At 52.9% G+C, this 25348-nt stretch carries 26 protein-coding genes and 1 riboswitch; of the genes, 11 read left to right on the top strand and 15 right to left on the bottom strand.

The genetic code is table 11. The features are described 5' to 3' along the window. Window positions 1-29: 29 nt before the first annotated feature. From MKZ07_RS04900 to MKZ07_RS04890, 3 genes are all read right to left on the bottom strand, one after another. On the bottom strand, window positions 30-1463 hold the full coding sequence (locus MKZ07_RS04900) for a glycoside hydrolase family 43 protein (RefSeq protein WP_341024823.1): 1434 nt from the start codon (window positions 1461-1463) through the stop codon (window positions 30-32). A 175-nt stretch (window positions 1464-1638) separates the two neighbouring features. Next, complete coding sequence (locus tag MKZ07_RS04895) at window positions 1639-2709, bottom strand: ABC transporter ATP-binding protein (RefSeq protein WP_076154073.1); 1071 nt, start codon at window positions 2707-2709, stop codon at window positions 1639-1641. Between the two features lie 126 nt (window positions 2710-2835). After that, entirely contained in the window at window positions 2836-3381 is a 546-nt protein-coding gene (locus MKZ07_RS04890) for an HXXEE domain-containing protein (protein WP_036694366.1), read from the bottom strand. A 102-nt stretch (window positions 3382-3483) separates the two neighbouring features. Here MKZ07_RS04890 and fabV point away from each other — a divergent pair, with 102 nt between their 5' ends. Next, entirely contained in the window at window positions 3484-4674 is a 1191-nt protein-coding gene (gene fabV / locus MKZ07_RS04885; RefSeq protein ID WP_036694367.1) for an enoyl-ACP reductase FabV, read from the top strand. Window positions 4675-4729: 55 nt separating this feature from the next. Here the strand turns inward: fabV and MKZ07_RS04880 are convergent, their stop codons facing one another. From MKZ07_RS04880 to MKZ07_RS04860, 5 genes are read right to left on the bottom strand one after another with little or no spacing between them, the layout of a single operon-like run. Further along, window positions 4730-5701 (bottom strand): phosphotransferase family protein, encoded by a 972-nt coding sequence (locus MKZ07_RS04880; protein WP_051493394.1) that lies wholly within the window; start codon window positions 5699-5701, stop codon window positions 4730-4732. Window positions 5702-5704: 3 nt separating this feature from the next. Next, window positions 5705-6673: a sugar phosphate isomerase/epimerase family protein gene (locus MKZ07_RS04875; RefSeq protein WP_036694368.1), complete on the bottom strand. Its 969-nt coding sequence runs from the start codon at window positions 6671-6673 to the stop codon at window positions 5705-5707. A 40-nt stretch (window positions 6674-6713) separates the two neighbouring features. Continuing rightward, the gene (locus MKZ07_RS04870; protein WP_036694370.1) at window positions 6714-7784 is read right to left on the bottom strand and encodes a Gfo/Idh/MocA family protein; all 1071 of its coding nucleotides are present in this window, start codon (window positions 7782-7784) and stop codon (window positions 6714-6716) included. A gap of 48 nt (window positions 7785-7832) precedes the next feature. Continuing rightward, the gene (locus MKZ07_RS04865; protein WP_036694372.1) at window positions 7833-8930 is read right to left on the bottom strand and encodes a Gfo/Idh/MocA family protein; all 1098 of its coding nucleotides are present in this window, start codon (window positions 8928-8930) and stop codon (window positions 7833-7835) included. Next, on the bottom strand, window positions 8923-9690 hold the full coding sequence (locus MKZ07_RS04860; protein ID WP_036694374.1) for a sugar phosphate isomerase/epimerase family protein: 768 nt from the start codon (window positions 9688-9690) through the stop codon (window positions 8923-8925). The genes MKZ07_RS04865 and MKZ07_RS04860 overlap by 8 nt, the downstream gene beginning before the upstream one ends. Before the next feature lie 313 nt (window positions 9691-10003). On the opposite strand from MKZ07_RS04860, the gene MKZ07_RS04855 reads away from it, so the two are divergent. Next, entirely contained in the window at window positions 10004-10822 is an 819-nt protein-coding gene (locus MKZ07_RS04855; RefSeq protein WP_036694376.1) for a helix-turn-helix domain-containing protein, read from the top strand. A 3-nt stretch (window positions 10823-10825) separates the two neighbouring features. Here MKZ07_RS04855 and MKZ07_RS04850 read toward each other — a convergent pair whose 3' ends face one another. Continuing rightward, window positions 10826-11041, bottom strand: coding sequence for a hypothetical protein (locus MKZ07_RS04850; RefSeq protein WP_036694378.1), 216 nt, complete (start codon window positions 11039-11041; stop codon window positions 10826-10828). Between the two features lie 238 nt (window positions 11042-11279). On the opposite strand from MKZ07_RS04850, the gene MKZ07_RS04845 reads away from it, so the two are divergent. After that, entirely contained in the window at window positions 11280-11960 is a 681-nt protein-coding gene (locus MKZ07_RS04845) for a TIGR00266 family protein (protein WP_036694379.1), read from the top strand. Window positions 11961-12177: 217 nt separating this feature from the next. Here MKZ07_RS04845 and ltrA read toward each other — a convergent pair whose 3' ends face one another. Both ltrA and fur read right to left on the bottom strand, forming a co-directional pair. After that, the gene (ltrA, locus tag MKZ07_RS04840) at window positions 12178-13470 is read right to left on the bottom strand and encodes a group II intron reverse transcriptase/maturase (protein WP_036694821.1); all 1293 of its coding nucleotides are present in this window, start codon (window positions 13468-13470) and stop codon (window positions 12178-12180) included. A gap of 598 nt (window positions 13471-14068) precedes the next feature. Next, window positions 14069-14542, bottom strand: coding sequence for a ferric iron uptake transcriptional regulator (gene fur / locus MKZ07_RS04835; RefSeq protein WP_341024818.1), 474 nt, complete (start codon window positions 14540-14542; stop codon window positions 14069-14071). Between the two features lie 299 nt (window positions 14543-14841). On the opposite strand from fur, the gene MKZ07_RS04830 reads away from it, so the two are divergent. From MKZ07_RS04830 to MKZ07_RS04815, 4 genes are all read left to right on the top strand, one after another. Beyond that, window positions 14842-15417 (top strand): hypothetical protein, encoded by a 576-nt coding sequence (locus MKZ07_RS04830; RefSeq protein ID WP_341024816.1) that lies wholly within the window; start codon window positions 14842-14844, stop codon window positions 15415-15417. Between the two features lie 85 nt (window positions 15418-15502). After that, a complete protein-coding gene (locus MKZ07_RS04825; RefSeq protein WP_341024814.1) occupies window positions 15503-16177 on the top strand; it encodes an S-layer homology domain-containing protein in 675 nt (224 codons plus the stop codon). Window positions 16178-16350: 173 nt separating this feature from the next. Beyond that, entirely contained in the window at window positions 16351-16857 is a 507-nt protein-coding gene (locus tag MKZ07_RS04820; protein WP_341024811.1) for an RNA polymerase sigma factor, read from the top strand. Next, window positions 16844-17488 carry a hypothetical protein gene (locus MKZ07_RS04815; protein ID WP_341024810.1) on the top strand — a complete coding sequence of 215 codons (645 nt, stop codon included), beginning with the start codon at window positions 16844-16846 and terminating at the stop codon, window positions 17486-17488. Before MKZ07_RS04820 ends, MKZ07_RS04815 begins: the two co-directional genes overlap by 14 nt. Here MKZ07_RS04815 and MKZ07_RS04810 read toward each other — a convergent pair. The 4 genes from MKZ07_RS04810 to MKZ07_RS04795 form a co-directional block, all read right to left on the bottom strand. Then, the gene (locus tag MKZ07_RS04810; protein ID WP_341024807.1) at window positions 17481-18239 is read right to left on the bottom strand and encodes an amino acid ABC transporter ATP-binding protein; all 759 of its coding nucleotides are present in this window, start codon (window positions 18237-18239) and stop codon (window positions 17481-17483) included. The two genes, MKZ07_RS04815 and MKZ07_RS04810, sit on opposite strands and share 8 nt — an antisense overlap. Before the next feature lie 18 nt (window positions 18240-18257). After that, window positions 18258-18926, bottom strand: a complete 669-nt coding sequence (locus tag MKZ07_RS04805) for an amino acid ABC transporter permease (protein ID WP_036694388.1) — start codon at window positions 18924-18926, stop codon at window positions 18258-18260. Then, window positions 18926-19780: an amino acid ABC transporter substrate-binding protein gene (locus MKZ07_RS04800; protein WP_341024804.1), complete on the bottom strand. Its 855-nt coding sequence runs from the start codon at window positions 19778-19780 to the stop codon at window positions 18926-18928. The genes MKZ07_RS04805 and MKZ07_RS04800 overlap by 1 nt, the downstream gene beginning before the upstream one ends. Before the next feature lie 269 nt (window positions 19781-20049). Continuing rightward, window positions 20050-21570 (bottom strand): DHA2 family efflux MFS transporter permease subunit, encoded by a 1521-nt coding sequence (locus MKZ07_RS04795; RefSeq protein ID WP_076154084.1) that lies wholly within the window; start codon window positions 21568-21570, stop codon window positions 20050-20052. Window positions 21571-21752: 182 nt separating this feature from the next. Here MKZ07_RS04795 and MKZ07_RS04790 point away from each other — a divergent pair, with 182 nt between their 5' ends. The 4 genes from MKZ07_RS04790 to MKZ07_RS04775 all read left to right on the top strand — a co-directional run bounded on the left by MKZ07_RS04790 (window position 21753) and on the right by MKZ07_RS04775 (window position 25326). Then, a complete protein-coding gene (locus tag MKZ07_RS04790) occupies window positions 21753-22409 on the top strand; it encodes a TetR/AcrR family transcriptional regulator (RefSeq protein ID WP_051493397.1) in 657 nt (218 codons plus the stop codon). Window positions 22410-22475: 66 nt separating this feature from the next. Further along, a riboswitch (TPP riboswitch) is annotated at window positions 22476-22578 on the top strand. Between the two features lie 132 nt (window positions 22579-22710). Continuing rightward, window positions 22711-23481 carry an ABC transporter ATP-binding protein gene (locus tag MKZ07_RS04785; RefSeq protein ID WP_341024800.1) on the top strand — a complete coding sequence of 257 codons (771 nt, stop codon included), beginning with the start codon at window positions 22711-22713 and terminating at the stop codon, window positions 23479-23481. Next, the gene (locus MKZ07_RS04780) at window positions 23462-24238 is read left to right on the top strand and encodes an ABC transporter permease (protein ID WP_341024795.1); all 777 of its coding nucleotides are present in this window, start codon (window positions 23462-23464) and stop codon (window positions 24236-24238) included. Before MKZ07_RS04785 ends, MKZ07_RS04780 begins: the two co-directional genes overlap by 20 nt. Further along, on the top strand, window positions 24235-25326 hold the full coding sequence (locus tag MKZ07_RS04775; protein WP_051493398.1) for an ABC transporter substrate-binding protein: 1092 nt from the start codon (window positions 24235-24237) through the stop codon (window positions 25324-25326). Before MKZ07_RS04780 ends, MKZ07_RS04775 begins: the two co-directional genes overlap by 4 nt. The last annotated feature ends 22 nt before the right edge of the window (window positions 25327-25348 follow it).

Genomic DNA, 25348 nt, shown 5'->3' with positions numbered 1-25348 from the left:
GCTATGACTTGAATGCCCGCAGGATCAGGTTACTTTTTCTCCGGTGACACATGGCTTCCCCAGACTGCAACGCCTTCCGCTGAAAGTACCGTGAAGGTCATTACCTCGCTTGAGGCCGCTTCATTCCATTCCCGCAGGAACACCCCGCTATACTCTACACCCTCTATGGTCAGCTTCGCCATATGATCATTGCTCAAGGCCCATGTACCTGTTACTGCCCCGCTTATCGTGCCGTCTGTGTTCAGCTCCACCAACTGCGACTCCGCCAGCTCAGCCGTAATCTCCTTGCCGTGGTTCACCAGCTTGTAGGCACCCGTTACCTCCTTGGCCGTGTAATTGCCTATCTTCTCGCCGCCGTAACGGTGGGGTGCGACAACTGGCCAGCCTGCTTCATTCATGAACATCTGGTGAACCCGAACCTCATGCTGCTCCCCGAGACCTGGGAACCGCGTGTGGAAGATCAGATAATACTGCCCGCTCTTCTCATCATAGTACGCCGAATTATGTCCCGGGGAGACATAGCCTGTACCTGATCCGGCGGCTTCTTCAGCTGTATTCACAAATTCATGATTCCCCATCAGCTTCACGCCGTAAGGTGCGTAGGCCGGATCATCGAACAATACCCCAGGCGTCCCTTGCGCGTCCAGCATAGCCTTGCCTTCCGAGTCCTCGAACGGGCCAGCCGGATGCTTGGAACGGGCGACACGGATATTATAACCGCCATTCGCATCAAGCCCGCCGTAGGAGAGGAACAGGTAGTAATAGCCGGTCTCCGGGCTGTATAGCATATACGGCCCTTCAATCCGCGCATGATTCCCTCCTAGCAGCTTCTTGCCGTAGCCCTGGCCCTCCAGCGGGAAGCCCGTAGCCGGGTCAAGCTCCAAGATGAAGATACCACCGGAGTAGGAGCCGTAGACCATCCACAGCTTGCCTTCCTTATCCCAAAACACATCAGGGTCCACCACATTCGGCTTCTCCGTGGAATCGTAGACCTCTCCATCATCCCCGATGCCGGACATTCCCGACTTCAGAATAATGCCTTTATTCTTGTAAGGACCTTCTATCTCATCGGCTACAGCAATGCCAAGCGCGGACAGCGGAGAATCCCCCTTACAGGCATCGTAATACATGTAGAACTTGCCGTCGGCCAATTGAATGACATCCGGTGCCCACAGCGTATCCGACTGGGCCCAGCTAAGCGTCTCGCTAAGCTCCTCCGTTACATTCGGTATCAGTACGTTATCATCCGTCACGCCGGAAGAAATCTGCGTCCACGACATCAGGTCCTTGGATTTGGCCGAGGCCAGATGCGAACCGAACACGTAATACGTATCCTCCACCTTAATCACAGAGGGATCGTGTACAGATACATTCCCGAACTCCGGCGGCCCTTCCGGATTCCCTCCACTGCATGCCGACAGCAGAGATAAGGATATCAATGCCGTTAAGGATCTTTTTCTCATCTCATCATTACCTCCCTATGTATACCCTTACATTTTGCTGCCCAAATAAGATTTAGTCAATACTTTTATTTATATTAGTTAGTTTTGTTTCATACTTATATGAAACATAATCTCCCATAACCACAAAAAAAACGCCAGGCCCATGAAGGCCTGACGCTAATCTAATCATTTAAACTTAGTAATCGCTGCTATTGCCGACAAGTACTGGCTCTGGATAAGCATTGCTCAACACTCGACGCTGCTTCTTCACGACATCCGGCGGCTCTACCGCTGGTGCCATCGGATGCATCAGCCAGGACTTCACAAGGTGGGAGTCCGATACCTTGTACATTGGCGGTTCCTTCTCCATGTCGATTGCCATTGCATACGTGCTGCGCAGGGCAAAGGCATCTCCCTTAGGTGGCTTAATCAGGTCGGGAGGTGTGCCCGGGATAGCTGTAAGCATCGAGCCTTTGCTCTCCAGACTTGGCATGGAAGCCAGCAGGCCCCAAGTGTACGGATGTCTTGGATCGTAGAAGATCTCTTCTGCGGTACCCATTTCAACGATCTGACCGGCATACATAACAGCTACACGGTCAGCCATTCTCGCCACAACCCCAAGGTCATGGGTGATGAAAATGATCGCTGTATCAATCTTCTTCTGCAGGTCCTTCATCAGATCAAGGATCTGTGCCTGAATAGTTACGTCAAGCGCGGTTGTCGGTTCATCGGCAATCAGGAGCTTAGGGTTAGCAGCCAGTGCCATAGCAATTACAACACGTTGGCGCATCCCGCCGCTGAATTCATGCGGATACTGCTGGAAACGGCGTTCCGGTGACGGAATCCCTACCAGATTAAGCAATTCAACACCACGTTTGTAGGCAGCATCCTTCGTGATATTCTCGTGCTTGAACAGCACTTCCGTAATCTGCCGGCCAACCTTCATCATCGGGTTGAGTGAAGTCATCGGATCCTGGAAGATCATTCCGATTTCTTTGCCGCGGATTTTTTGCATCTGCTTCTCATTCTTGCCGATCAGATCTTGTCCATCGAACAGAATCTGTCCACGCTTATATTCGCCCGCAGGCTGAGGAACCAGCTTCATGACGGCTTGCGAGGTTACGCTCTTACCGGAACCGGATTCGCCAACAATCGCCAGTGTCTCCCCTTTATTTACATGAAAGCTGACACCACGGATTGCTTGAACTTCTCCTCCGCGTGTTCTGAATGATATAGCCAGGTCTTTTACCTCTAAAAGGCGCTCCATCCTGTCACCCTCTCTGTTTCTTTTCAAGTTATGATAGTGATTCCAAAAAACACGCAATACTATTATTTTATCTATCTTTAGGGGCTTACGTCAAGATTTTTCTGAAAACGTCACCGTCAACAATCATCATTCCTGGCTCTGCTTATGCCTTGTCCTCTTCTTCATCAACCCCCATACAAGCGGCGGTGTTAGAATCAACATGAGCAGCAGTGACCACCCCATGTCAGCTTCACTAACAACACCATCATGCAGCAGGCGGTAAAAAGCATACAAAGAATACGGAAATGCTATAAGCACCGCTGTCACTACACCCGGGGTGTACAGCTTCAGAACAATAGTTTGTGCCAAATGTGTGAAGACATGCAGCAGAAACACAGCGAGGACTGCTAAGTAGGGCCAGTAGAACTCTAAAAATACCGCAACGAAGGTTACCCCTACTATGAGAATATACACGAAGAGCACATCCATAGCAAAATTCCTGGTGGTTACGCCCATCATTGGCGCAATACGCTTTCGCAAAGCGGGGGAAACTGATGAGGTAACAGACTGTCCGCGCTTCTTTCCCCATGCCTCAACTGTAAGAATTTCTTCAAAATCATGAAACATAAAGCAGACAGGCAGCAGCCATAGCAAGCTTGTTAGGTCAATATGTAATTGAAGAAAGCTCATCATCCTTACATCCCTCCCTTTGCCAAAGAAAGTCGTCATCTGGTATGTTTATTTCAGCAATCCCTGCAACCACCAAACACCGATGAAAGCGAGGTAACTACTCAAATGATCATAAAACCGAGAACCCGCGGGTTCATCTGCACGACTGCCCACCCGGCAGGCTGTGCACAGCAGGTACAGGAGCAAGTGACCTATGTAAAGAACCAAGGAAGGTTTGCCGGTCCCCGCAATGTGCTCGTTATCGGCGCTTCAACCGGTTATGGGCTTGCCGCACGAATTGCAGCAGCCTTCGGTGCAGGAGCAGCCACTGTAGGTGTCTATAGGCCGAGTACAGCCAGCGAGACCCGGACTGCTTCCGCAGGCTGGTATAATTCCGCAGCGTTTGAGGAAATGGCCCACACAGCGGGCCTGCGCTCTTATAGCGTGTGCGGGGACGCTTTTACCGCTGAGACGAAAGAACGGACCATCGAGTTGATCCACAGCGAGCTTGGACAGGTTGACCTGGTCATCTACAGTGTAGCCTCGGCGCGCAGAACAGACCCGCAGACCGGAGAAGTTCATCAATCTGTGCTGAAGCCCATCGTCAACCCTTATACCAATACAACGGTCAATTTCCATACCGGAGAACTAAGTACCGTACAGATTGAACCAGCTATTGAAGCTGAAATAGATGATACAGTTCATGTGATGGGCGGGGAGGACTGGCAGCTATGGATTGAAGCGCTCCGGGAGTCCGGCGTTCTGGCAGCAGATGCGGTTACCCTCGCCTTCTCCTATGTAGGTCCAGAGATAACACAGGCTATCTACCGCGACGGCACGATTGGCCGGGCTAAAGATCATCTGGAAGCCACAGCCTTGCAGCTGAATGCAGAATTATCACGAACGGGCGGCCGCGCTTATGTAGCAGTCAGCAAGGGGCTGGTGACCCAGTCCAGCTCGGCGCTTCCTGTAGTTCCGCTATACATCTCAGTCCTCTACAAGGTCATGAAAGAACAGGGAGTGCACGAAGGCTGCATTGAGCAAGCCTACCGGCTGTATACCGGTTTCCTGTACAACCCGGAAGGGACTCCGTTAGATACACAAGGGCGTATCCGGATAGATGACCATGAGATGAGCCATGCCGTGCAGACAGAAGTGGACCGGATATGGCCCATGCTACGCACGGAGAATGTCTACGAATATTCCGATCTGGCCGGTTACAGACGCGAGTTCTTCCAGTTGTTCGGCTTCGAATCCGGCGGCGTTGACTATGAAGCTGATATCAATCCGGTAGTTACCATCCGCAACAGTTACTGAGGATGAACAGGCCTTAAGGCCGGATCTCAGAAAGAGAACCGGCCTTATGAGTATGCTATAGTACCAAAGCTGTGAACCGTGTCCAGGATTCCGCAAGATTATCGTGCACCCAGTTAATATGATTCTCATCCTTATACTGGCGTGAGTAACATTCGATCACTAGGATCAGATCCAGATACAGGTCATATAGCTGCTTGCGCAGAATTTCATTCCGGCTGGCAAAAGCCGACCCATACCCTTCATAGAACGCTGCCGAGCTCTCGAAATGCCGGAAATAATACTCCAGCAGCACATCGCCCCACATCGCCCGCTCCCAGTCAATAATCGATACGATTACCCCATCCTGTACAAAAAGGTTGCCGCCCCACAGATCCCAGTGTACCAGCCGCGGCTGCGTCACTTCATCCAGGGCTGGCAGATACAGCTCCACCACCTGCTCTATTTCCTGCTGACCAGCCGGTAGCCGTGCCTCCAGTCTGACCGCATCCTGAAGCACATTCAGCAGCATAGACTTGAAGGTCTCCCTCCAGGTGAGTCCGCTCCCGTCAGGCTCTTTGCCGAACAGCCCGAAGGCTGGCCCTTCAATCGCATTGATTCTCCGCTGGTACCGGCCCAGCTCGAATTCAATGGAATACCGTTGTTCCTCGGTGAGACTCTCCTTCACCTCGTTATACGGCTGTCCTTCAATCTTCTCCATGAAAAAATAAGGACACGGAACCAGCTGCAGACTGTCGTCATAGCTGTACACTTCCGGCACAGGCACACCGCCAGCAGCACGTACCAGCCGGAGAGCCTCCACCTCAGCACGCATGATATCCTTCTCGTAGCTAAGAGTCTCTGTCTCCGGGTCCGGAGCTACCTTAAGAATGACCGAGCGGCCATCGCTTAACTCCAGATCATAGGCCGTATTAAAGAATCCACCGGTCAGCTCCCTGCTGCTAACGATCTGTACATCTGTGCCAAAGGCTGCAGCAGTCAATAGACTCAGCTGCCAGTCGTTCAATTGGACTTTAGTGAAGCTCTCCACCGGTTAGACCCACCACATCTCAGACAGCGGCTCTTCGATCAGCACCTGCTTGAGATTGTCAACCGCTTTGGAGAAGCCCTCTTCAATCGACATCAAGCCGTCTTCATGCTCGATACTGACTACAAAGTCGTAGCCTACCAGACGCAGTGCGCTCATCATATCTGCCCAGACCTTGACATCGTGTCCGTAACCTACGGATCGGAACTGCCAGGCGCGGTCCAGCATGTTCGCATAAGACTGCATGTCCGTCAGGCCATACTTGTTGACGTTCACCGGATCAATAACGGTATCCTTCGCATGGAAGTGATGGATAGCGCCTTCACGGCCGAGAATATGAATGGCCTGTACCGGATCAATTCCCTGCCACCACATATGACTCGGGTCAAGGTTCGCCCCAATGGCATCCCCGGCAGCTTTTCTTAATCTCAGCAGAGTGGCCGGAGTGTGTACCGAGAAGCCTCCGTGCAGCTCAAGACCAATCTTCACATCATGTGCAGTAGCGAAGGCCGCCTGCTCTGTCCAATAAGGAATGACCTTGTTCTCCCACTGCCAGGCCAGAATCTCCTGGTAATCATTCGGCCATGGGGCAACCGGCCAGTTCGGATATTTCGCGCCTTCATGATCGCCCGGACAGCCGGAGAAGGTATTCACAACCTTGACGCCCAGCTTCTGTGCAAGCTTCACGGTGTCTACAAACACCTCATGATCCTTGTCTGCCAGCTCCTTCTGTGGGTGCAGCGGGTTGCCGTGGCAGCTTAGCGCGCTGATGATCAAGCCGCGGGATTCAATTTGCTGCTTGAATTCCTGAAGGGCCGCTTCATTCTCCAGCAGCTCCTTGGGATTGCAATGGCTGTTCCCGGGATACCCTCCGGTACCGATCTCAACAGCCTTAAGTCCTTTGGAGACCACATAATCCAGTGCATCCTCCAGCTTACGGCCGCCGAACAACACCATAAATACTCCAAGTTTCATTTGCAGATTCCACCTCTCCTAGGGTCGTATTGGAGCCTGCTTAAGCTCCGTAGATATCGAAATTCTTAACAGTCTCATTACGCTCTGCAGCTTCGAAGATCGCCTCAATTAGTCTCAGCACACGAAGCACCTCGGCATTCTTGACAACCGGCTCCGCCGTGCCTTCGATGACAGCGGCCAGATTATCATAGAAGCTGGAGGGCATCTCTAATGCCGCAGGCAGATCTTCAAGGACTGTTGAACCTTCTGAAGGCGGGGCCATTGTCTTGGTCAAGCCTACACCTGCGCGGATCGGTGTCGGTTCAATCTTTTCCGATTCGTGGTTGGGGGCTACAATTCTGCCTCTCAGTGACCAGTCTTCAATAATAGCGGTTCCCCCGGTGCCCTTCACATACCATCTTGGCATCGTGATGAAGTTGGTTGTCCCTACCTCCACGATGGCTCTGATGCCATTCTCGAACTGCAGCACTGCATCGAAGCCGTCATCCACGTTATTGCCGAGGACAAAGCTCAGACTGCTGCTGACACTGCTCACCTTGCTGTCAATCATGAACAACAGCTGATCCAGCAGATGCACGCCCCAGTCCAGCAGCATCCCGCCGCCTTGCTCCTTCACATGGCGCCAGTCGCCGGGAATTCCGTTGGCACCGTGCACCCGGGATTCAATCTGAAAGAGTGATCCAATCGTCCCCTGCTCATACATCTCCCTGATCACGCGGAAGTCCTCATCCCAGCGTCTGTTCTGGTGCACCATCAGCACCCGTCCGGCCGCCTCCGCAGCAGCCTGCATCTCGATGAATTCAGCCGAGGACATGGCCACCGGCTTCTCACAGACTACATGCTTGCCTGCCTGAAAAGCCTGAAGGGCGATGTCCTTGTGGACATCATTCGGTGTAGCGATCAGAACGATGTCCACAGCCGGATCTGCCAGCACTTCTTCATAGCTGGAATACGCGGTGTAGCCTGCTTCCTCAGCCAAGGTGCGCCGGTTCTCCAGCAGATCGAAGGCACCGGTTACTACCACCCGGTCACTCTCTTTGATTAATTGGGTATGGTAGCTCCCCATTCCGCCGTAACCAATGATGGCTACAGTATGTTTGATTGAACTCATGGATTCCACTCCTGTTTCTCTAAATAGTCGCGTGACCCGGAGATGCTCTTAGTTGTCAGAACTTCCGTCGAAATATACGGCGCGTCCGGTACGTGCTGATTCATACACTGCTTCAAGAATCTGGGTAACTACGAAGGCCTGCTCCGGCAGAACCACCGGGTCCTTATCTTCTCTTACGGCTTCCAGCCACAGACGGGCTTCACGGTCTGCTTCATTCTCCGCAGCTCCGCTGTAGAAGGCGACACCGCCGGAGGACAGGTCCACCTTGGTCTCATACAGGCGGCCGGCACGTTCGCCGTTCAGACGCAGCCCGTCCTTCATATCTGCTCCGCCTTCCGTTCCGGCAAGCATGGTCTTCGCTTCACCGAATTCAGATACGTTCAGCGCCCAGCTGGATTCAAGTACAATTGTAGCACCGTTCTCCATTGTAATGAAGCCGAAGGCGGAATCTTCAACCTTGAATTGCTCAGGGTCCCAAGGACCGAAGGCATTCGCGGCATTCTTCTTCTGGCCCAGCTTATGGAAAGTAGAGCCTACGACCATACGCGGTTTGTAGTTATTCATCAGCCAGAGTGTCAGATCCAGCGCATGGGTACCGATATCGATCAGCGGTCCTCCGCCCTGCTTCTCTTCATCCAGGAACACACCCCAGGTTGGAACCGCGCGGCGGCGAAGCGCAATAGCCTTACCGTAATAGATATCGCCAAGCTCCCCTTCTTCACACAGCCCCTTCAGATATTCACTGTCTGCGCGGAAACGGTTCTGATAGGCGATGGACAATTTCTTGCCTGTACGCTTGGCGGCATCCAGCATTTCCTTGGCCTGTGCAGTAGTCTTGGCCATCGGCTTCTCACACAGCACGTGATTGCCGGCTTCCAGTGCAGCAACCGTAATCTCGGAGTGGCTGTCATTCGGCGTGCAGACATGCACGATATCGAATCCGCCCGTTGCCAGCAGCTCCCGGAAATCGGTAAATACAGCAGCGCCTTCGCAGCCGTAGGTCTTGGCAGCCTCCTGGGCACGTTCTTCCACGATATCACAGAATGCCACCATTTCGGCATCCTCCTGACGGGCAAGGCTTGGCATATGTTTGCCGTTTGCGATACCACCGCAACCGATAATAGCAATTTTGAGTTTGTTAGACATGAATACTTCCTCCTTGATTCTCATATGTTTTGATCCAGTTCAAGCTGTCAGCCACACTACCAAGCGGCGAGCGGCTGCAGAAGTCCTGCTCTACCACTGCCCATTCCACACCAGCCGCAGCTGCTGCTTCAATGATCGCAGCCAGATCCACTTCACCTTCGCCGAGTACTACGGTCTCCGGTGAGCCGTCTTCTTTCTTCTTCAGATCCTTGAGGTGGATGATCGGCAGGCGTCCTGCGTACTTACGGATATATTCTGCCGGATCATATCCGCCGTAATACACCCAGCATGTATCCATCTCCACTTGAAGCTGCTCAGCAGGCACCGCTTCGAACAGATAATCAAAGGCTGGCTGGCCGTCAACCTTCTCCGTGAATTCAAAATCATGATTATGATAAGACAGAACAGCACCGGCAGCCTGGCACTTCTCGCCGATGGTCCGCAGACCTGCCGCTACCTCCGGCCAGTTCCGTTGTTCTTCTGACAGATAAGGCACGATCAGATTACGGTTGCCGATCTCCAGATTGAAAGTGATCTCCTGCTCTGTATCATTCAGCATCGCTTCGTACGGGCGGTGCGCTCCGACAGCAACAAGCCCTGTCTCTTCAAGCAGCGCCTTCACCTGCCCGGCCGTACGGCCGAAATAGTGGAAGAACTCCACACCGCTGTAGCCCAGCTCGGCTACCTTACGTATAGTCCCCTCGAAATCCTGTTCCAGTTCTTCTCTTAGTGTGTACAGCTGTAGTCCAACCTTAAGCATTATTATTCCCACTCCTTATGTGATCCGGAGATATCCTGTTCTTGCTGCCGCCACACTTCCGGTTGCCTTCCCCGAAATGTATCACCTGAACAAACGGGCTGTAAACATTGGAGAACGTCACGTTCTATTGGTTTCATCCACTGCTTCCAGAGTTTGTTAATATAGCAATTAGCGCCGCAATACGGCCTTCTCCACATCATTTTTATGTTTTTCACTTAGGTACATGGTAATATGAAAGCGCATATAATAAAATGAATAATATGATTAAAACATGAACAATCTGCTTATCATTTATTAGACTTAGGAGGGACTCATGACCACATCTGCCGCTTGCCACATTCTATCCGCCGGATTCTCCTTCCACCGCAAACCGTTTCATATGTCACGCAGCGAGGGCGTACAGTATTATCTGCTGCGGCTCCAGACCGAAGGCCGCAGCCGCACCAGGGAGAACGGAGCCATTACGACCGTTGAGAGCGGCGATCTCATGCTGTTCGCACCGGATGACCCCTACTATCTGAGTATCGACAAGGAAGTCTATCCCGTCGGCAAGCCGAGGATCGAGAGCGGCGACTATCATATCTTTTGCAGCGGCCCATGGATTGAAGAATGGTGGGGACGCAAGCAGCGTCCGGCGGTGCTCCGTCTGCCGATGAGCGATCATATTCTCGGCCTCTTCCGCCAGCTTGTGCTGGAGCAGCGCCGCTTGTCGGACTCCTCACCGGACATCTCCTCTTGTTATCTGCAGATTCTATGTATGGAAATTGACCGGCTGATGATTGATCAGCCCGCGATCTCACCGAAGGCTTATCTGGCTTACCGGATGAAGCAGTACGTTGAAGAGCATGCCTCTTACGCCTTCCGGCTGGAGGATGTGGCTGCACATGTAGATATCTCGGTCTCCCGGGCAGTTCATCTGTTCAAGGAAGCTTTCGGCACCACGATTGTCAAATATGTAAATGATGTACGGCTGGATATGGCCCGGGAAAAGATTACGTTCAGCCCCATGCCGCTGGAGCATGTCTCCGAGACCTGCGGATTTGCGAACTATACCTATTTCCACCGGATTTTCCGCAGCCGGTTCGGCATGTCGCCCAAGGAGTACCGTATTCATAGCAGGGCACAGGTTTAAGCATTAAGCAGTTATGCCCAGGCATGCAAAAGGAGCGCCATCATGGAAGATCCGCTCCTTGTGTTTGACCTTATGGAGTTGCTCGCGTTTGCCGGGTGTAACTCTGACATGCTGAGAGATAGCCCCGTAATCCTGGTTGAGTCTGCGGTTTCTTTCTGCAACCCATGTGCCTGAGCGCTCTGCCTTAAGCAGCGCCTTCTGCGTTCTTGTTCGTGCCATAAGCGGTAACACTCCTTGTCGTTCGTAGATTCAATGCGGCTGCACTGTCCGCTTCATTTTAACACAATATCCTGACTGCTGCCCGGTACTGTTCACTATATTCATTTGTTACTGCATACCAGCCCCTCGCTTCCTTAGGTCCGGCTTGCAGTCGCACGGCTTGGTACAGTATCCTTGAAGAGCAAGATACATACCTGTGATCATAACAAATAACCGCAAGAATGAGGAGGAGTACTATATGAAATATGATGTGCTGTATGACGGCGCCTTCGCCATGCTGAAGGTCCTGCTGGAGCCGGGCGAGAGCGTCAAGGCGGAGATGGGGGCGATGGTCGCCATGTCACCGAACGTGGAGCTGCGGGGCACCGTGGACGGCGGAATTATGCGCGGCCTGGGCCGTATGCTGAGCGGGGAGAAATTCTTCTTCCAGGAGCTGACCGCCACGCGCGGACAGAGTGAGGTGCTGCTCTCACCCGGTTCCATCGGGGATGTGCAGGCCATTGAGCTGGACGGGTCGTACAAGCTGATTGTTCAGAAAGACGGCTTCCTGGCGGGAACCCAAGGCATTCAGGTCAATACCAAGATGCAGAATCTGACCCGCGGCCTGTTCTCCGGCGAAGGCTTCTTCATTCTCGAAATCAGCGGCAGGGGCACCGTCTTCCTCTCCTCCTTCGGAGCGATTCACGCTATTAACCTCGGACCGGGCGAAGAGATGATCATCGATAACGGACACCTTGTAGCTTGGCCGGACTATATGAATTACAAGGTGGAAAAAGCAGCCTCCGGCTGGCTGAACAGCTTAACCAGCGGCGAGGCCCTGGTCTGCCGGTTCCGCGGCGAAGGGGTGATCCTGGTTCAGACCCGCAATCCCGGCAGCTTCGGAACCTGGATCAAATCCTTCGTGCCGAACCGCTCCTAGCAGCGGCATTTCGCAGATTACGCATACACAAGTGGAAACGCTATGCCGTCCTTTTAGGGACGGCACCGTTCAGCGAGAAATAGAAAGATAAGTTATCGTGTGAAACATATTACTTCTAGAGTAAAGGGCTGGTGCAACCCAGCCCCTCCTCATCAAACCGTACGTGAGGTTTTCCCTCATACGGCTTTCCGATGTTTGTCATTCATCGGCATGCAGATTACAATAGCGTTTTTAGTCCATATTGGATGGTCAAATATCTAACTTCTGACCGGGATCTCATCCATCTTCCTCGTTGTCTCTTCTTCGCATACCACCGGGTAAATCGTTGCAGAATATACCAATCCAGTTTTGCTAACCTCTTTTGGCTGTACTTTGTGTAATAGTAGTTTCTCCATCCTTGAATCTTGGGATTGAGCCATTCCACGTGTTCCGCAAACGATTTCGAACGCATGCTGGGCGGTGCTAATCTTTCTTTAACCACGCCTCGAATTCGTTCCTCCGCCTTCTTCGTTAGCCACTGCTGCGTGGTGTAATACACCTTGCCTTGGGATGTTTCTGCCTTCTTTTTCCGGTGGTGCATTCCTAAGAAGTCGAATCCTTCGTCTCCTGTCCATAAGCCGACAATACGGGTTTTGGTTGGGTGTAGCGTCAGCTCCAGACGTTCCATGATTCTGCGTATGAGTTCATACGCATGTCCGGCGTCCTTTTTAGTTTTACAGACCACCACAAGATCGTCTGCATACCTCGTGAGTTCACCTACTCCTTTCCCGTGTTTTTCCCACAGTCGGTCAAAATAGTTCAGATAGATGTTCGCCAAAAGTGGTGAGATCACTCCACCTTGTGGTGTGCCTAAATCGGAACGTCTTACGTTTCCTTCTTCCATGACTCCCGCCTGAAGCCACTTCCGGATTAACTTCAGGATTCGTCTGTCATTGATACGCATTTGTACCAATTTCATCAGTTTCTCCTGGTTAATATTGTCGAAGTAACCTTGGATGTCGACGTCGACTACCCAATTTCCTTTGCGGTTGCAGGCTTTCCGGATTCGATCCAGTGCTCCTTTCGCACTTCGCTTCGGGCGAAATCCGAAGGATACTTCTTCGAAATCCGCTTCGAAGATCGGTTCAATGACGAGTTTGGTTGCCATCTGCACCACTCGGTCGCGCACGCTGGGTATGCCCAGCGGTCTTGGTTTCCCGTCTTTCTTTGGGATATAGTGCCGCCGTACGGGCTGTGGGTGGTAGTTACCATCCTTTAATGCTCGCTCGCAGTCTTTGAGAAATTGCACTTCTCCTTGTTTCTCAATATCCGCGAGCGTCACCGTATCTACTCCGGCAGCCCCCTTGTTCGCTTTCACCCGTTTCCAGGCTTCACTCAGCACATCCCAGCGGTAGACTTTGTCGTACAGTGCATGGAATTTACGCTTGTTGTTCTCCTTGGCCGCATGACCTAGCTTTTCTTGGAGTTCTTGAACTTTTTCCTTAGGTGTCGTTAGCCTACTGGCATTCACTCACTCGTACCTCCTCCAAAAGCATAAACAAAGCAGGGCTCCTTCTCTCCCTAAGGTTATGTTGTCCTTAGGTTCCTCGGTACTATGAGCCCCTCGGACTCCCTTCCCACAGACGGTTCATTTCATCTTTTGGACTTATAGAGCGTCTTTTTACGGGTTTCTAAAAAAAAAATCCTCCCGTGTGGGGGAGGGTCTCCCCAGTTCACTATGTCTTCTTTCCTTCCATGCCGATCCCCATACGCCGGAGGATTCTTCACTGCCGTTCCAAGTTCTCTGCAGCTTCCATGGTCTTCACCCATATAAGCGAGGTTCGACTTCCTCTCTTCCCCCTTGCGGGGCCTTTATGACGACGCGGCAGGATTCACTTCATGTTACGGCCTGGCGGGTTGCTCGCCCTGTCTCTGACCGGACTTTTGTCGATGCGCTTCTACGCACGGATTTCGCCGTACGCAGGCATCCTAGCTACACGGGGGCTTGGCCCCTCCCGTGACCGGACTTTCACCGGTTAGAAGATACGCGCTTTCTGGGCACGCCTTATATTTGCAAGAAGGCGCAGGCTGAACTTCAGCCCTGCGCCTTCTGCGTGCTGCAGATGTGCTTATGAGACGGCGCGGCAGTCCTTGTCGCCCTTGCAGCCGTTCTTTTGACAGCTATTATAGGTGCCTTTGAAATCGAGACGGTGATCGGTCACACTGAAGCCATATTCACGGGCTACCCGCGCCTCCAGCTCCAACAGCCAATCATCCTTGATCTCTTCCAGCTTACCGCATACATTGCAGATCAGGTGATGATGCATATGCACATGATCATCGTCGCGCAGATCATAACGGGCGACGCCGTCGCCGAAATTCATTTTTTGCACAATATGAAGTTCACACAGCAGCTCCAAGGTACGGTAGACCGTCGCCAGGCCCAAATGCGGGTAACTGCGCTTGACCAGCATATATACCTCTTCCACGCTTAGATGATCCTTCTCATTATCCAGCAGCACTCTCACTATCGCCTCACGCTGTGGTGTAAGCTTATAATTATGAGCCGCAAACTGCTGGCTGATATTTGCCACTCGGTTCACCCGGGTTCCCACCTTTCCGGAAGCAGAACAATTCCCGCAGAATAATTAGTAATCGTTACGATATAAGCATAACAAACTTGCCCGTCAAAGAAAAGTCCTGACACCAGTATAACATCACTTGCCCGCAATAGCCCCCTCTGCCGCTCCGCACACAGATAATATTTCTGCCGAAACCGGGTCCGCCCATTCCGAAGTGCGCGCTATCCCCATACTCTATATCAAGATCACATGAAACTTATAGGATAATTTATCGTGTGCAACGTATAAATTAATATATTTAAAAAGTGAGGATGATCCAGATGGCGAAAGTACAACCTAAGCAGACGCAGCGGCTTGTAACAGCCCGTGTACTGCGCAGCGTAGCTGCGGCCATGCTGCCGTTCTACCGGAAAATTGCCGGAGACCGCAGTTATGCCAGGCAATGGACAACCGCGGTTGTCACTGCCGACCTGGACCTGATGGGCAGCCTGCTCCACAGTATCCCCGCACTTGCGGACGCGGAGAATTACGGAACGAACGGGATCGGATATTTTATCTCTTTCCCTTTTCCGCTGCCGGTTGCCTTCTATACCAATGGAACGACGATTCCGCCTGGAACCGTTCAGTTCACCTTCAATACAGACGCTCACCGCTGCATAGCGCGTTCCATCATCCCGCTGTACCGCGAGCTTGCGGTTAACCGGAGCTTCGCTGAAGCTATGGCTGCCGCCATCCGGCGTAAGGATAACCGGGCGGTAAGGGCGATGGTCCGCAGTCTGGTGAGAACAACGTCACTGAAATCTGTAACGATTGAAGAAAGCGGAATCGCGCTGCTGTTCAAGACCAGATTTAGCCGGTACCCCTACCGCAATCTGCTGTTTCAGGAAATGATGTAGAGCGCTGCAACCTTTTCTAACCTTATACCGTCAAGGGAGTTGATACAGGCCAAGCGGCCCAACCTATAATAGAGGTGGAATTCAGATGTTTATGAGAAAATACACTATCGCAGCTATAACCGCAGCCACCCTTCTCTCCTTCTCGCTGGCCGGGCAGATGTTTGCAGCAGGCAGCAGCTTCAAGGATATCGGCAGTATAAGCGGCAAGGATAAAATAGATACACTAAAGGAGCAAGGTCGAATCAAAGGAATATCAGACACACAGTTTCTTCCCGGAGCCATAGTATCGACTGCACAAGGTGTACAGTTCATCTCCGGTGGTCTGCAGCTTAGCCTGGCCGCCATTGATTTCAATAAGGCTCCCCAGGCCAGTGCTATTTTCTCCAAAGTAAAGGACAATGCCTGGTACGCGGAAGCCTTCATCAATGCGCACTATAATGGTGTGAATATCCCGGCCAATATCGATCCGGCAAAGCCGATTTCTAAAGAGTTGTATACCAGTATGCTGGTTCAAGCTGTGGAGAAGGCCGGTAACCTGCCGATGATCAATCTCGTCCCTGCTACGCTTGCAGACGCAGACGCGCTGGACCCTTCCTACCAGGGCAGCATTCAGCGGGCGCTGAAATACAAGATCACTGCCCTCGATGCCAGCGGCAAGTTCAATCCGAAGAGCACGATTACCCGCGCTGAAGCAGCAGTTATGCTGTACAACACGCTGGACTACTTGAAGTCCGTTAGCGATGGCGGCACACAGAATTAAAGGAAAGTTGGAGTTGTTCATACCGTTCCCCCGCGTATGATAGATACAAGGCTGTCCCGGAAGCCGTTACGGCTAGGGGCAGCCTTGTTTTTTTGGCAGGAAGTACGTAGGCTTATTGTGAGATGAAACATTCTCCCTTTACCATACGTGTTAGTAGTGAATGGAGGCGGATGATGGGGAATAACGACAACCTTATGAATGAACCTGACAGCTTAACAACTACAGTCAACCAATATACCGATATGCTCCTGCGCTTAGCCCTTGCTCATCTCGGTAATCTGGCGGATGCTCAGGATGTGTGCCAGGAGGTATACATCAAGTTTTTCAAGCACCAGCGTATCTTTAACAGCCTGGAGCATGAGAAGGCATGGTTCATAAGAGTAACAATTAATACGTGCAGGGATGTCATCCGCAGCCCGTGGCGGAAATGGTTCCGCTCCTATGAAGAAGTGCCTCTTCCTATTGAACCGGCAGAAGATCTGGAAATCCTATCCTATGTGCTGATGCTTCCCCGAAAATATCGGATCGTCATACATCTCTATTATTATGAGGGCTACAAAACAGCAGAAATTGCGCAGCTCCTGGGCATCAATGAGAATACGGTCCGCACTCAGCTTAAGCGGGCTAAGGAGCTGTTGAAGACTAAGCTAATGGAGGATTTCGACCATGATGAAGGATAAGTATGTGAACGGGATGGACGGTATCAAGGCTGACGAAGCTTTTAAACAATCCATTATCCGCAGTGCCACAATTCATTCCGGTACGTCAAAGACCTCAGCTTGGACATTTCTCAGAAAAATAATGACCACTGTGCTCTCCTGTGTGATCATCCTCTTAATCGCCACCCTAGGACCCCTCCTTGTGAACAGCGGTGATCCTGCCACCCCTTCTCCCCTTTACAGCGGGTTCATGGTGACAGCTTATGCAGCAGACGGCGTCCCGGTAGTGGTTCAGCCGGGTGTCGAATTTCCGCTCGGCCAGTACTCGTTATATATGAGCAGTGTGCCCGGCTTCCCGATCAAGCTTGCTGCTGAAGGTGCAGATACCATTGAGGTACGGGCCACTGAGGGCCAGCTGCTGTTGTGGAATCCGGCCGACGGAAAGGTGATCCTTTCGAAAACCAAAGCCATTGTTAAGCCCGGGGATACGGTCTACTGGTCTCCTCCAACTGATAAATCCATTCAATACACTGTCTCTGACAGCAGTCTGGAGATTACAGCCTTCAAGGGTAGCACCAAGCTGGGCAGCAGCTCGATCCAGGTCCTTTCACAAGATCACATCACATACACAGGCAAATTAGTTTCTAAATGAGGAAATTTGACCCGCTCAACCGGTTGAGGAATTGCAGGGCGCGCGGGTTCTTCGTCTCCTCCAGCACCTCCCGGGGGGTTCCCTGCTCCAGAATAACTCCGTTGTCCATCAGGATGATCCGGTCGGCCACATCGGCCGCGAATTTCATCTCATGGGTGACGATGACCATTGTCATTCCTTCCCGGGCCAGCTGCTTGATAACCTTCAGCACCTCGCCGACCAGCTCAGGGTCAAGCGCCGAGGTCGGCTCATCGAATAGCAGCACCTCCGGCGAGGCCGCCATGGCGCGGGCTATCGCTACACGCTGCTGTTGGCCGCCGGACAGCTGATGCGGATACGCATCTGCCTTGTCTGCCAGACCCACCTTGTCCAGCAGGGCCAGCGCTTTGCTGCGCGCTTCTTCCTTAGAACGCTTTTGCACCGTGACCTGTCCCTCCATCACATTGCCGATCGCCGTCATATGCGGGAACAGATTATAAGACTGGAATACCATTCCTGTCTGCTGGCGCAGGGACAGTACGGTACGCTGTGGAATTTTGGCGCCTGGGGTGAAATCCAGCTTAATCGTGTTCAGCATAAGACTGCCCTTGTCGGGGGTCTCCAGCAGGTTGAAGCAGCGCAGCAGTGTGGTTTTGCCGGAGCCGGAAGGTCCGATGATGACCATTACCTGGCCGTGTTCAACGGTGATATCCACACCTTTTAGCACTTCCAGCGGCCCGAAAGACTTATGTAAATCGCGTATTTCAATCATGCCTGTGCCTCCTTAACCTTAACTGGCCGAATACCGGTCCAGCCGCTTCTCCAAATAATTCTGCAACGCCGACAATACGGAGCAGAACAGCAGATAGAACAATGCCGCTTCGCAATATAGCAGCAGGGGTTCATAGGATGTCGCCACAATCTGCTGGGCTTTTCTAAAAATCTCGACATAAGTAATACTGGCCGCAAGCGAGGTATCCTTAACCAGGCTAATAAAAGAATTCGATAACGGAGGAACCGATACACGGGCAGCTTGAGGCAAGATCACCCGTCGCAGAGCCTGCTTCCGGCTCATTCCCACAGAGAACGCGGCTTCCCACTGGCCCTTGTGGATAGACAGAATAGCAGCCCGGACAATCTCCGAGGAATAGGCCCCGACACTTAGCGTGAACCCGATGACAGCGGCGATGAACGGATCAAGCACAATCCCGGCGGCGGGCAGTCCATAGAAAATAATGAACAGCTGCACCAGCAGCGGCGTTCCCCGGATCACCCAGACATAGAAACGGGCAATCAGTCTCGGAAGCCTCAAGGAGGACAGCCGGGCAAGTGCAGTAACCACCGCCAGCAGCAGCCCAAGAATAAAGGATACTACCGCAAGCGGAAGGGTAAAAGCCACCCCCGCTTTGAACAGAGGCAGCAGTGAATCGAGAAATATTTGTATTTGGCGGTCATCCATCATTTCGATACGTCAGCGCCAAAATACTTCTCGGAGATCTTAAGGTAGGTTCCGTCGCTCTTCATAGCGGTCAGCGCTTCGTTCACCGCCTGCACCAGCTCGTCATTCCCTTTCAGGAAGACTGCGGCACTATGCGAGCCTTCGGCAATCTCATCCACCTTCTTGATCTTGATATCCGGCTTCTGCTTCTTCAGGTCGAGGTAGGACAAGCCGTCATTGACGGTAGCATCGATCCGGCCGGAGGTCAGCAGATCAATCGCCTGATTGAAGCCCTCGGTGGATACGATCTCAGCACCGTTGTCTGTGGCGATTTTGCCGAGGTTGCTGGTGAGCGACTGGCCGGCTTTTTTACCCTTGAGATCAGCGAAGGTCTTAATATCCTGATTATCCTCGGGGACGATCAGCACAGCCTTGGAGACAATATACGGATCGGAGAAATCATATTTCACTTTACGCTCATCGGTAATGGAGACTTCATTGAAGATCACATCGAAGCGCCCCGCATCCATCCCGGCAAAAATCCCGTCCCACTGTGTCTCGATGAACTCCGGCTTCACACCCAGGCGCTTGGTCACTTCTTCGGCGATCTCGACATCGAAGCCCGTCAGCTTGCCGTCTGCATCATGGAAGGTGAACGGTGCATAGGTTCCTTCGGTTCCGATGCGCAGCTTGCCGCTGGCTTTGACGGCCTCAAGGCTGTTCTGCTCCCCGGAAGCTGCACCCTCTGTAGCAGCAGATGTGGGTTCAGCCCCGGTATTGCCGCCCGTTGCTGTCTTGTCCGTATTGTTGCTTCCGCAAGCCGCAGCCGTGACCATGGTCAGGAGCAGCATAATAGTTAGACTTAGTTTTTTCATTCGATGAATCCCCTCTCGTATCTTCTCTGCAAGCACCGTGTTTACCGGCAAAAAGAATCGTAACACCGGGGTGTTACCTGCGTCAACAACTTTTTCCGATTATATTCATCGGATTTGTATTGTATTGATTTTCAATAGCTTAGCTTGCCCCAATTTCTGTTCCTGCATCAGGATATCCAGAAGAGAAATCAATACAAAAAGCGACTCTCCGAGAAAAGGAGAATCGCTGCTCTATGCACTACATAAGCTCTGCTTCTATATGGGCATTACTATACGTGCATGATTTCTGGTGCTGCCTGTTCCTTAGAACGTTCAGTTCCGGAATGGCGGCCCCGGCGCAGCAGCAGTCCAAGGACCGCACCGCCAAGCGCGACAAACATCATAATGTGGAACGTATCTGCGAAGCCCTGCGATAATACAGTTTGCTTAGCCAGCAGCAACGCTTGCTGTGAAGCGCCTGCGGTACTTTTCCCGGCAGCTGCCGCCGCTTCCTGCATCTCTATGCCGCGCGCAGTTGTTCTTGCGGTCAGAATCGTAACCAGCGTCGAGACGGCCAGCGAAGTAATTACCTGCTGCATCGAGTTCGTCAGCGAGGTTACCCGGTTCACCAGATGGCTGGGTGCCTTATTGAGCAGATGCGTGTTCATTGGCATCATCATCATGCCCATTCCCGCCCCGCACATGATCAGCGGAAGGATCAGGTCCCGGCTCTGTGTGGTAAGATCTACATGCGAATACTGGAATAACGCGCCGGAGACCAGACTGAGACCGCAGACCACAAGCCAGCGCACACCGATCCGGTCGAACAGTATCCCGGCAATCGGCATCATCAGCCCGGAAGCGATCGCTTGCGGCAGCAGCGTCAGACCGGTATCAAATGCGCCGAAGCCGCGGGCCTGCTGCAGAAATTGCGGGAGCAGGAATAACGCGCCATATAAGCCGAATTGGGCAATCCACTGCACGATGATTCCTGTCGTGAAATCTACGGATTTCAGAATCCGCAGCTCCAGCAGCGGTGTCTTGGAGCGCAGCTCTGCGATGATAAAAGCGATTAGCGCCACAGCGCCCAGCAGCAATCCGATCAGCGTTTTCTCAGAGGTCCAGCTCTGCGCGCCCTGGCTAACCCCGTAGGTTAACGAAGCAAAGGCCAGCGGGCCAAGAACCATACCTAGCTTATCCATGCCGGGCACGCTGTTCTTCGCAGCATTCGGCAGCTTGCGCAGGCCAATCAGCACAGCAATGATGCCAATCGGAATATTAATGAGGAAGATCCAGCGCCAGGAATGATATTCAACCAGCCAGCCCGACAATACCGGACCAATAGCCGGTGCGAACAGGACGGGAATGCCCATAATGCCCATGACTACGCCAACCTTGCTTTTGGGAGCCAGTCTGTACACATAGGCCATCCCGACAGGGAGCACACAGCCGCCGCCCAGTCCCTGAATGACCCGGAAAACAATCAGCCATTCGGCGCTGCTTGGTGTAGCGCACAGAATCGAGCCTATCGTGAACACAATAACCGCCGTCAGGAAGACTGTCTTGGCTCCGAACCGGTCAGACAGCCAGCCTGACAGCGGAATAACTGAAGCTTGAGCCAGCATATATCCGGTAACTACCCACTGCAGCGTATGCAGATCCGTCTTGAAATCCACCACCAGCCTGGACAAAGCTACATTCATCGCCGTACTGTCCAGCACAACCATAAATACTCCTGCAATAATAGCCAGCAGCGGAACCAGAATACTGGACAGCCGGAAATCGGCTTCCTGCTTCAAGGTCTGATCCATGTCTCTTCTCCTCCTAAAGCTGTCCGCGTTCTACATTGACCTGCGGGCAGATTGTTCTATATAATGAGTGAACGGACAACTGTCCGTTAGTGCAATTCATAGTCTACGGACAATTGTCCGTGGTGTCAATTCTTTTATTTATTTTTCTGTAAATCACTGATTTATTTCTGAAAGGGGTTCTCATGAACAAGCCAGACACCGATGCTGCGCAGCTCCATCCGTCAGCTCCGCAAGCCATAGAATCCGCTCCGCCCGTGTCCGCCGATCCTTATGTCCAGCGGATTCTTGAAGCTGCCCGCCAGTTGTTCACCGAGAGCGGACTCGAGGCGGTCAGCATGTACAGCATTGCCAAGCGGGCAGGCATAGGGCAAGGCTCCCTGTACCGCCGTTTTACGGACAAGGGTGAGATCTGTTCTGCCCTGCTGAAGGGCAGCGCAGATCAATTCCTGTCCGGGCTGGAGCAGCAGGTCGCTGCCAGTGCCGGTGAAGCCCCGGCGCTCGCTCAGCTGCAGAGCAGCATTGAGCAGATTGCCGATTTCATTGAACAATATGCCGAGCTGTTGAATATGATCAAAGCCGAGTTCACCGGCAAGAAGCAGCTGACCCAGTTTGAGCATCCTTTTTTTCAGCGGCTGGGGGTGATGATGACAGAGCTGCTAGAGCGCGCTGCGGCAGGTGGTGAGATTATTGACATTGATCCGGCCTTTGCGGCCACAGCCCTAATCTCTGTCCTCAGTCCCGATCTGTACCTGTATGAGCAGAAGCGGCACCACGCCTCCAAGCTGGACATCTCCCGGGGCATCGTCACTTTGTTCGTGACCGGTCTGGCGAAGCGCTGACCGCCTGCCCTTTACAAGAGGAGAATTTGTGGTATATTAAGTAGCAATTACGAATTCAATAGCAACATTATTCACTAGGGGAGTCGGCCGACTGAGACGGAGCTTAAGCTCCGGACCCTTTGAACCTGATCTGGATCATACCAGCGGAGGGAAGTGGAGCAGAATGTATCAGTGGTTCCCGTCACAGGGCCTCAGCTGACTGTACCTTCCGCCCCATTCATTGCCTCCGGGAATGAATGGGGCTTTTTTGTGCTCCGTACAGTATCTATACCAATTCCAAGGAGGCTTCGTACATAGTCTTATGATCAATATTAGCAATCTGTCCTATGTCTTCGGGACCGGTTCGTCCCGGACACCCGTATTCTCAGGGCTATCCATGAATGTGCAGCGCGGCGAATTCATTTCTATCGTAGGCGGAAGCGGATGCGGCAAAAGCACTTTGTTCAAAATCATCGCCGGTCTGCTGGAGCCGGGCAGCGGCAGGATCACGCTTAACGGAGCTGATTCAGCAACAGCAGCGAAAAGACTGGGTAGCGTGGCCTACATGCCGCAGCAGGATCTCCTCCTGCCTTGGCGCACCGTATTGGACAATTGTCTGTTGCCCTGGGAGCTTAAGCGCAGCCGTCCCAAAGCAGCCGCTATTGCCGAGATCCGTACCCTGCTACACCGTTTCGGCCTTGACGAGACCGAAGGGGCTTATCCGCAGGAGCTGTCCGGCGGGATGCGCCAACGTGTGGCGGTCCTCCGCACTGTGGCGGCCGGGAATGACCTGCTGCTGCTCGATGAGCCGTTCGGGGCGCTCGATGCCATTACGAAGCGTTCGCTGCAGCGTTGGCTGCTGGAGTTATGGGCGGAGCTAGACAAGACGGTGCTATTCATCACCCATGACTTGGAGGAGGCGCTCTTGCTCAGTGACAGAATCTATCTAATGACTGGCCGAGAGGACGGCGGGATACAGGAATTCTCAGCCAGTCTCCCTCGTCCGCGTCATCACAGTCTGAACTATGAACCGCAGTTCGCCGCCCTGCGCCAGAAATTGGAGCTGAAGTTATATGAGAACCGCCGCTCTTAGAAGATTGCTCCAGCATTACGGTCCGGCGGCCCTGCTCGCCCTGCTGGCGCTTGCGGTCTGGGAGTCAGTAGCCCGGCTGGGCCTGGTTCCTCCCTTCATCCTTCCGGCTCCATCTGCGATCTGCATGGCTGTGCTGGAGGAACACCGCTTGTTATTCGCGGTACATCTGCCTGCTACACTGCTTGAGGTGCTCACAGGCTTTGCACTTTCTGTGGTCTGCGGCAGCCTGCTGGGCATCGCCATGCACCTGTTCAGTCCGCTGGCCAAGGCGCTGTACCCGCTGCTGATTATCAGCCAGACGGTTCCGCTGATCGCCCTCTCGCCTCTGTTCATCATGTGGTTCGGCTACACCTTGTGGAGCAAGGTCGCCGTTGTCTTCCTGACCGCTTTCTTCCCGGTGGTCATCGGCACCTATGACGGCTTGTCTAAGAACACGGACGCCTACCGGGAGCTGCTGCTTACGTACGGCGCGAACCGTTGGCAGATTCTCTGGAAGGTGGGCGTTCCGCTGGCCTTGCCTTCTTTTTTCTCCGGACTGAAGCTGTCGGCTGTGTACTGTGTGATCGGTGCAACGATTGGGGAATGGCTTGGGGGCAGCCAAGGGCTGGGCTATTTCAGCCGCAGAATGGCAGGGAATCTGCAGAGCGCCAAGATGTTCGCTGCTGTTGTCTTATTATCCGTACTCGGTATCCTGCTGTTTCTGGCAGTCGCCGCGCTGGAGAAGATTATTTTGAAGAAAAGAGGACGTTATTCATGACTACTATCCGCTATACCCGTTATCTGCACAATGCAATTTCAAGGCCAGCCATGCTGCTGTCCGCTCTGCTCCTCTGTATGCTGCCTGTACTGGCAGGCTGCGCCAATACGAATAGTCCCGCGGCCTCCGGCTCTTCAACTGGTACTACTGCCACTTCTGAGGCTGGGGCCGGGACTGGAGCTGAAGGCGCAGCCCATAAGCTGACGATTATGCTCGACTGGTATCCCAATGCTGTCCACTCCTTTTTGTATGCGGCAGAGGCTGAAGGTTATTTCGCGGAGGAGGGCCTTGAGGTTGAGATTCAGATGCCGGCCGATACCAATGATGCGCTGAAGCTTGTTGCTGCGGGGAAGGTAGATCTGGCACTCAGTTATCAGCCGCAGGTGCTGATGGCACGGGGCGAGCAGATTCCAGTCAAGTCGATCGCTGCGCTGGTGCGCCACCCGCTGAATCATCTCATGGTATCCGCAGACAGCGGCATTACCCGCCCGGGAGAGCTGTCAGGCAAGCAAGCCGGATATTCCTCCGTTCCGTTATATGAAGCGATGCTGAAGACGATGGTGAAAAGCGACGGCGGGGACCCTTCATCCCTCAAGCTGGTGGATGTCGGCTTTGATCTGATTCCTGCTCTCTCCACCGGACGGGTGGATGGAATTATGGGCGGGTTCATCAATCATGAGCAGCTGATTCTGGAGCAGCAAGGCCATCCGGTCCGCTCCTTCAATCCCGTAGATTACGGGGTCCCGGATTATTATGAGCTGGTACTGGCCGCCAGTGAGCAGGGACTGCAGGATTCGCAGGGCTTTTATCAGAAATTCGTGGATGCCATCAGAAAAGGCCAGCAGTATGTAGCCGATCACCCGGATGAAGCACTGAAGCTGCTGCTTGCCCATCAGGAGGACACCGCGACGCTGGATGAAGCGATTGAACAGCGCAGTCTGGAGATCCTGCTGCCGCTGATGGATGCTGACTCCCAGCCCTTCGGCTATCAGGATGAGGCTACATGGGAGAAAGTTAACCAATGGCTGAGCGAGAACGGACTGCTGGCGCAGGAAGTGGATGTTAAGAATGCTTTTATTAATTTCTAAATTATACCTTCAGGAGGAATTC

It is taken from the genome of Paenibacillus sp. FSL P4-0338 (assembly GCF_038002365.1).
Lineage (GTDB): Bacteria > Bacillota > Bacilli > Paenibacillales > Paenibacillaceae > Paenibacillus_AQ.
Note: the sequence above shows the minus strand (reverse complement) of the source record. Positions and strands in the feature narration are given on the sequence as shown.

Coding starts and splice junctions, on each gene's coding strand:
- MKZ07_RS04900 (WP_341024823.1), bottom strand. CDS start 1,463: ATGAGAAAAAGATCCTTAACGGCATTGATATCCTTATCTCTGCTGTCG.
- MKZ07_RS04895 (WP_076154073.1), bottom strand. CDS start 2,709: ATGGAGCGCCTTTTAGAGGTAAAAGACCTGGCTATATCATTCAGAACA.
- MKZ07_RS04890 (WP_036694366.1), bottom strand. CDS start 3,381: ATGATGAGCTTTCTTCAATTACATATTGACCTAACAAGCTTGCTATGG.
- fabV (WP_036694367.1), top strand. CDS start 3,484: ATGATCATAAAACCGAGAACCCGCGGGTTCATCTGCACGACTGCCCAC.
- MKZ07_RS04875 (WP_036694368.1), bottom strand. CDS start 6,673: ATGAAACTTGGAGTATTTATGGTGTTGTTCGGCGGCCGTAAGCTGGAG.
- MKZ07_RS04870 (WP_036694370.1), bottom strand. CDS start 7,784: ATGAGTTCAATCAAACATACTGTAGCCATCATTGGTTACGGCGGAATG.
- MKZ07_RS04865 (WP_036694372.1), bottom strand. CDS start 8,930: ATGTCTAACAAACTCAAAATTGCTATTATCGGTTGCGGTGGTATCGCA.
- MKZ07_RS04860 (WP_036694374.1), bottom strand. CDS start 9,690: ATGCTTAAGGTTGGACTACAGCTGTACACACTAAGAGAAGAACTGGAA.
- MKZ07_RS04855 (WP_036694376.1), top strand. CDS start 10,004: ATGACCACATCTGCCGCTTGCCACATTCTATCCGCCGGATTCTCCTTC.
- MKZ07_RS04850 (WP_036694378.1), bottom strand. CDS start 11,041: ATGGCACGAACAAGAACGCAGAAGGCGCTGCTTAAGGCAGAGCGCTCA.
- MKZ07_RS04845 (WP_036694379.1), top strand. CDS start 11,280: ATGAAATATGATGTGCTGTATGACGGCGCCTTCGCCATGCTGAAGGTC.
- MKZ07_RS04830 (WP_341024816.1), top strand. CDS start 14,842: ATGGCGAAAGTACAACCTAAGCAGACGCAGCGGCTTGTAACAGCCCGT.
- MKZ07_RS04825 (WP_341024814.1), top strand. CDS start 15,503: ATGTTTATGAGAAAATACACTATCGCAGCTATAACCGCAGCCACCCTT.
- MKZ07_RS04820 (WP_341024811.1), top strand. CDS start 16,351: ATGGGGAATAACGACAACCTTATGAATGAACCTGACAGCTTAACAACT.
- MKZ07_RS04815 (WP_341024810.1), top strand. CDS start 16,844: ATGATGAAGGATAAGTATGTGAACGGGATGGACGGTATCAAGGCTGAC.
- MKZ07_RS04810 (WP_341024807.1), bottom strand. CDS start 18,239: ATGATTGAAATACGCGATTTACATAAGTCTTTCGGGCCGCTGGAAGTG.
- MKZ07_RS04805 (WP_036694388.1), bottom strand. CDS start 18,926: ATGGATGACCGCCAAATACAAATATTTCTCGATTCACTGCTGCCTCTG.
- MKZ07_RS04800 (WP_341024804.1), bottom strand. CDS start 19,780: ATGAAAAAACTAAGTCTAACTATTATGCTGCTCCTGACCATGGTCACG.
- MKZ07_RS04795 (WP_076154084.1), bottom strand. CDS start 21,570: ATGGATCAGACCTTGAAGCAGGAAGCCGATTTCCGGCTGTCCAGTATT.
- MKZ07_RS04790 (WP_051493397.1), top strand. CDS start 21,753: ATGAACAAGCCAGACACCGATGCTGCGCAGCTCCATCCGTCAGCTCCG.
- MKZ07_RS04785 (WP_341024800.1), top strand. CDS start 22,711: ATGATCAATATTAGCAATCTGTCCTATGTCTTCGGGACCGGTTCGTCC.
- MKZ07_RS04780 (WP_341024795.1), top strand. CDS start 23,462: ATGAGAACCGCCGCTCTTAGAAGATTGCTCCAGCATTACGGTCCGGCG.
- MKZ07_RS04775 (WP_051493398.1), top strand. CDS start 24,235: ATGACTACTATCCGCTATACCCGTTATCTGCACAATGCAATTTCAAGG.